This is a genomic window from Pseudomonas sp. SID14000 (genome assembly GCF_002165135.1).
Taxonomy (GTDB): domain Bacteria; phylum Pseudomonadota; class Gammaproteobacteria; order Pseudomonadales; family Pseudomonadaceae; genus Aquipseudomonas.
The window spans coordinates 1-7395 of sequence record NZ_NFZQ01000029.1; the positions used below are offsets into that span (position 1 = coordinate 1).

General features: G+C 61.0%; 1 protein-coding gene. It reads left to right on the forward strand.

Translation table 11 applies throughout. The features are described from left to right. Nucleotides 1-7395 (forward strand): beta strand repeat-containing protein (locus CAY82_RS24625; protein ID WP_368681560.1); only part of this gene is annotated, 7395 nt, incomplete at both ends.

Genomic DNA, 7395 nt, shown 5'->3' on the forward strand with positions numbered 1-7395 from the left:
ACAACAACGGCTCGACCGTCAGCACCACGATTACCGGTGCTACCGGTGGCAACTTCGAGCAGTTGGTGCCGAACCCGACGCCAGCTCAGACCACCATCAACGACTCGGTGGACACCACCACCGCGACCCTGACCGCTTCGCCAAGCATCACCGAAGGCGGCGTGATCACCTACACCGTGACCCTGAGCAACCCAGCCCAGACCCCGGTGACCGTGACCCTGTCCAATGGCCAGACCATCACCGTCGAAGCCGGCAAGACCCAGGGCAGCGTCGACTTCCAGACCCCGGCCAACGACGTCTACAACAACGGCTCGACCGTTAGCGTGACCATCGAGAACGCCACGGGCGGTAACTTCGAGCAGTTGGTGCCGAACCCGACACCAGCTCAGACCACCATCAACGACTCGGTGGATACCACCACCGCGACCCTGACCGCTTCGCCAAGCGTCACCGAAGGCGGCGTCATCACCTACACCGTGACCCTGAGCAACCCAGCCCAGACCCCGGTGACCGTGACCCTGTCCAACGGCCAGACCATCACCATCGAAGCCGGCAAGACCCAGGGCAGTGTTGATTTCGAAACTCCGGCCAACGATGTCTACAACAACGGCTCGACCGTCAGCACCACGATTACCGGTGCTACCGGTGGCAACTTCGAGCAGTTGGTGCCGAACCCGACGCCAGCTCAGACCACCATCAACGACTCGGTGGACACCACCACCGCGACGCTGACGGCGAACCCGTCGGTGACCGAAGGTGGCGTGATCACTTACACCGTGACCCTGAGCAACCCGGCCCAGACCCCGGTGACCGTGACCCTGTCCAATGGCCAGACCATCACCGTCGAAGCCGGCAAGACCCAGGGCAGCGTTGATTTCGAGACCCCGGCCAACGACGTCTACAACAACGGCTCGACCGTTAGCGTGACCATCGAAAGCGCCACGGGCGGTAACTTCGAGCAGTTGGTGCCGAACCCGACGCCGGCTCAGACCACCATCAACGACTCGGTCGACACCACCACCGCGACCCTGACGGCGAACCCGTCGGTGACCGAAGGTGGCGTGATCACTTACACCGTGACCCTGAGCAACCCAGCCCAGACCCCGGTGACCGTGACCCTGTCCAACGGCCAGACCATCACCATCGAAGCCGGCAAGACCCAGGGCAGTGTTGATTTCGAAACCCCGGCCAACGACGTCTACAACAACGGCTCGACCGTTAGCGTGACCATCGAGAACGCCACGGGCGGTAACTTCGAGCAGTTGGTGCCGAACCCGACGCCAGCTCAGACCACCATCAACGACTCGGTGGATACCACCACCGCGACCCTGACCGCTTCGCCAAGCGTCACCGAAGGCGGCGTCATCACCTACACCGTGACCCTGAGCAACCCAGCCCAGACCCCGGTGACCGTGACCCTGTCCAACGGCCAGACCATCACCGTCGAGGCCGGCAAGACCCAGGGCAGTGTTGATTTCGAGACCCCGGCCAACGACGTCTACAACAACGGCTCGACCGTCAGCACCACGATTACCGGTGCTACCGGTGGCAACTTCGAGCAGTTGGTGCCGAACCCGACGCCGGCTCAGACCACCATCAACGACTCGGTCGACACCACCACCGCGACCCTGACCGCTTCGCCAAGCGTCACCGAAGGCGGCGTCATCACCTACACCGTGACCCTGAGCAACCCAGCGCAGACCCCGGTGACCGTGACCCTGTCCAATGGCCAGACCATCACCGTCGAAGCCGGCAAGACCCAGGGCAGCGTTGATTTCGAGACCCCGGCCAACGACGTCTACAACAACGGCTCGACCGTTAGCGTGACCATCGAAAGCGCCACGGGCGGTAACTTCGAGCAGTTGGTGCCGAACCCGACGCCGGCTCAGACCACCATCAACGACTCGGTGGATACCACCACCGCGACCCTGACCGCTTCGCCAAGCATCACCGAAGGCGGCGTCATCACCTACACCGTGACCCTGAGCAACCCAGCCCAGACCCCGGTGACCGTGACCCTGTCCAACGGCCAGACCATCACCGTCGAAGCCGGCAAGACCCAGGGCAGTGTTGATTTCGAAACGCCGACCAACGATGTCTACAACAACGGCTCGACCGTCAGCACCACGATTACCGGTGCTACTGGCGGTAACTTCGAGCAGTTGGTGCCGAACCCGACGCCAGCTCAGACCACCATCAACGACTCGGTGGATACCACCACCGCGACCCTGACCGCTTCGCCAAGCGTCACCGAAGGCGGCGTCATCACCTACACCGTGACCCTGAGCAACCCAGCCCAGACCCCGGTGACCGTGACCCTGTCCAACGGCCAGACCATCACCGTCGAGGCCGGCAAGACCCAGGGCAGTGTTGATTTCGAGACCCCGGCCAACGACGTCTACAACAACGGCTCGACCGTCAGCACCACGATTACCGGTGCTACCGGTGGCAACTTCGAGCAGTTGGTGCCGAACCCGACACCAGCTCAGACCACCATCAACGACTCGGTGGACACCACCACCGCGACCCTGACGGCGAACCCGTCGGTGACCGAAGGTGGCGTGATCACTTACACCGTGACCCTGAGCAACCCAGCCCAGACCCCGGTGACCGTGACCCTGTCCAACGGCCAGACCATCACCATCGAAGCCGGCAAGACCCAGGGCAGTGTTGATTTCGAAACGCCGGCCAACGACGTCTACAACAACGGCTCGACCGTTAGCGTGACCATCGAAAGCGCCACGGGCGGTAACTTCGAGCAGTTGGTGCCGAACCCGACGCCAGCTTCGACCGTTATCAGCGATAGCATCGATACCGTCACTGTAAGCATCGTCGGCAATGGCAGTGTGACCGAAGACCAGCAGCCTTCCTTCACTGTGAAAGTAAGCCAAGCGCTGGACCGGCCACTGACCGTAACCCTGTCGAACGGTGACACCGTGACCATCGAGGCCGGTAAAACCGAAGTCGAGTACAAGACCTCGGCCCAGGGTGACGATGTCATCAAGGACGCTGGCTCTATCACCCTTAGCGTTACCGACGCCACTGTTTCGGGTGCCACCTTTGAGAAGCTGGCCTTGGGTGGCCCGGCCACCGTTGAAATCTCGGACACCATCAGTGAGGTTGTGGCCAAGCTGACCGCAACACCTTCGGTCACCGAAGGCGGCGAGATCACCTACACCATCACCCTGACCAACAAAGACGGCTTGCCGATCAACAATCACGGCGCGCTGACCTTCACGCTGAGCGACGGCAAGACCGTCATCACCGTGCCGGCCAACGGCACGACTGGTTCGGTCACTGTGACTGCCCCGGACAACGTGTATGTGGGTGCTAACGATCCGGTCGTGAAGTCCATTGCTACCGTTGATGGTGCTGATGTTGGCAAGTTCGAGCAGCTGACCCTGGACAAGACTCCGGTCAGCACCACCGTCACCGACGAGCCGGGTACTCCGGGCAACGAAGGCGACCTGGTACAGGTCACCATCACTGCCGATCAGGCGTCGGTGGCCGAGAACGTCAATCCGACCTTCACCGTGCACATCAACCAGGCGCTGGCCCATGACCTGGTCGTGACCCTGAGCAACAACGCCCAGGTCACCATCAAGGCTGGCGAAACCAGCGCCCCGTACACCCACGCTGCACAGGGCGATGACGTCTATAACGACGCTGGCCAGATCAGCCTGGGCATCAATTCGGCTGTGGATGCAACCGGTGCGACTTTCGAAAATCTGCAGCTGGGTGGTGCCGCTACGGTCCAAGTGACCGACACCACCGACGAAGTGGTGGCCAAGCTGACCGCGACGCCTTCGGTCACCGAAGGTGGCGAGATCACCTACACCATCACCCTGACCAACAAAGACGGCTTGCCGATCAACAATCACGGCGCGCTGACCTTCACGCTGAGCGACGGCAAGACTGTTATCACCGTACCGGCCAACGGCACGACTGGTTCGGTTACCGTCACTGCCCCGGACAACGTCTACACCGGCACCAACGACCCTGTGGTCAAATCGATCGCCTCGGTCACTGGCGCTGATGTCGGCAAGTTCGAGCAGTTGACTCTGGACAAGACCCCGGTCAGCACCACCGTCACCGACGAGCCGGGTACTCCGGGCAACGAAGGCGACCTGGTCAAGGTCACCATCACTGCCGACCAGGCCTCGGTGGCCGAGAACGTCAATCCGACCTTCACCGTGCACATCAACCAGGCGCTGGCTCACGACCTGGTCGTGACCTTGAGCAACAACGCCCAGGTCACCATCAAGGCTGGCGATACCAGCGCAGCATACGAGCACGTTGCACAGGGCGACGACGTATATCTGGATAGCGGTGAAATCACCCTCGGCATCAACTCGGCGGTGGATATCGATGGTCGTCCATTCGAAAACCTGCAGTTGGGGGGAGCCGCCTCGGTTCAGGTTACTGATACGATCAGCGAAGTTGTGGCCACACTGACTGCAACCGAAACCGTAACCGAAGGTGGCCAGATCACCTACACCGTGACCCTGACCAACAAAGACGGTCTGCCGATCAACAACCACTCGGCGCTGACCTTCACGTTGAGCGATGGCAAGACCACCATCACCGTGCCTGCCAATAGCACCACCGGTTCGGTCACCGTGACCGCTCCGGACAACGTCTATAGCGGTGCGAACGCACCGGTCGAGCAGAGCCTGAAATACGTCAGTGGCGCTGATGCGTGGAAATTTGAACAGCTGACTCTGGACGAAACCAAGGTCAGCACCACCGTTACCGACGAACCAGGCTCGGGAACCCCGGGCACCGGCAACCAAGGCGACGTGGTCAAGGTCACCATCACCGCCGACCAGGCTTCGGTCACCGAGGACGTCAAACCGAGCTTCACCGTGCATATCAACACTGCACTGGATCATGACCTGGTCGTGACCCTGAGTAACGATGCACAGGTCACCATCAAAGCCGGTCAGACTTCGAGCGAACCTTATGTCCACGTGGCACAGGGGAACGATGTCTATCTGGACAGCGGCGAAATTTCCCTCGGCATCAAGTCGGCAGCGGACATCGACGGTCGTACCTTCGAAAACCTGCAACTAGGCGGCGACGCTTCGGTCAAGGTTACCGACACAATCGACGAAGTTGTGGCAAAACTGACTGCGACTGAGTCTGTCAGCGAAGGTGGGCAAATCACCTATACCGTGACCCTGACCAACAAAGACGGTCTGCCGATCAACAACCACTCGGCGCTGACCTTCACGTTGAGCGATGGCAAGACCACCATCACCGTGCCTGCCAATAGCACCACCGGTTCGGTCACCGTGACCGCTCCGGACAACGTCTATAGCGGTGCGAACGCACCGGTCGAGCAGAGCCTGAAATACGTCAGTGGCGCTGATGCGTGGAAATTTGAACAGCTGACTCTGGACGAAACCAAGGTCAGCACCACCGTTACCGACGAACCAGGCTCGGGAACCCCGGGCACCGGCAACCAAGGCGACGTGGTCAAGGTCACCATCACCGCCGACCAGGCTTCGGTCACCGAGGACGTCAAACCGAGCTTCACCGTGCATATCAACACTGCACTGGATCATGACCTGGTCGTGACCCTGAGTAACGATGCACAGGTCACCATCAAAGCCGGTCAGACTTCGAGCGAACCTTATGTCCACGTGGCACAGGGGAACGATGTCTATCTGGACAGCGGCGAAATTTCCCTCGGCATCAAGTCGGCAGCGGACATCGACGGTCGTACCTTCGAAAACCTGCAGCTGGGCGGCGACGCTTCGGTTCAGGTGACCGACACCACCGACGAAGTGGTGGCCAAGCTGACCGCGACCCCTTCGGTCACCGAAGGCGGCGAGATCACCTACACCATCACCCTGACCAACAAAGACGGTCTGCCGATCAACAACCACTCGGCCCTGACCTTCACGCTGAGCGACGGCAAGACGGTTATCACTGTACCGGCCAACGGCACGACTGGTTCGGTCACTGTGACTGCGCCGGACAACGTCTACACCGGCACCAACGACCCTGTGGTCAAATCGATCGCCTCGGTCACTGGCGCTGACGTCGGCAAGTTCGAGCAGCTGACCCTGGACAAGACTCCGGTCAGCACCACCGTCACTGACGAGCCTGGCTCGGGCACCCCGGGCACCGGCAACCAAGGCGACCTGGTACAGGTCACCATCACTGCCGACCAGGCCTCGGTGGCCGAGAATGTCAATCCGACCTTCACCGTGCACATCAACCAGGCGCTGGCTCACGACCTGGTGGTGACTCTGAGCAACAACGCTCAGGTCACCATCAAGGCTGGCGAAACCAGTGCACCGTACACCCACGCTGCACAGGGCGATGACGTCTATAACGACGCTGGCCAGATCAGCCTGGGCATCAAGTCTGCTGTGGACGTTGATGGCCGTACCTTCGAGAACCTGCAACTGGGCGGCGACGCTTCGGTTCAGGTGACTGACACCACCGACGAAGTGGTGGCCAAGCTGACCGCGACCCCTTCGGTCACCGAAGGCGGCGAGATCACCTACACCATCACGCTGACCAACAAAGACGGTCTGCCGATCAATAACCACTCGGCCCTGACCTTCACGCTGAGCGATGGCAAGACGGTTATCACTGTACCGGCCAACGGCACGACTGGTTCGGTCACTGTGACTGCCCCGGACAACGTGTATGTGGGTGCTAACGATCCGGTCGTGAAGTCCATTGCTACCGTTGATGGTGCTGATGTTGGCAAGTTCGAGCAGCTGACCCTGGACAAGACTCCGGTCAGCACCACCGTCACTGACGAGCCGGGTACTCCGGGCAACGAAGGCGACCTGGTACAGGTCACCATCACTGCCGATCAGGCGTCGGTGGCCGAGAACGTCAATCCGACCTTCACCGTGCACATCAACCAGGCGCTGGCCCATGACCTGGTCGTGACCCTGAGCAACAACGCCCAGGTCACCATCAAGGCTGGCGAAACCAGCGCCCCGTACACCCACGCTGCACAGGGCGATGACGTCTATAACGACGCTGGCCAGATCAGCCTGGGCATCAAGTCTGCTGTGGACGTTGATGGCCGTACCTTCGAGAACCTGCAACTGGGCGGCGACGCTTCGGTTCAGGTGACTGACACCACCGACGAAGTGGTGGCCAAGCTGACCGCGACCCCTTCGGTCACCGAAGGCGGCGAGATCACCTACACCATCACCCTGACCAACAAAGACGGTCTGCCGATCAACAACCACTCGGCCCTGACCTTCACGCTGAGCGACGGCAAGACGGTTATCACTGTACCGGCCAACGGCACGACTGGTTCGGTTACCGTCACTGCCCCGGACAACGTCTACACCGGCACCAACGACCCTGTGGTCAAATCGATCGCCTCGGTCACTGGCGCTGATGTCGACAAGTTCGAGC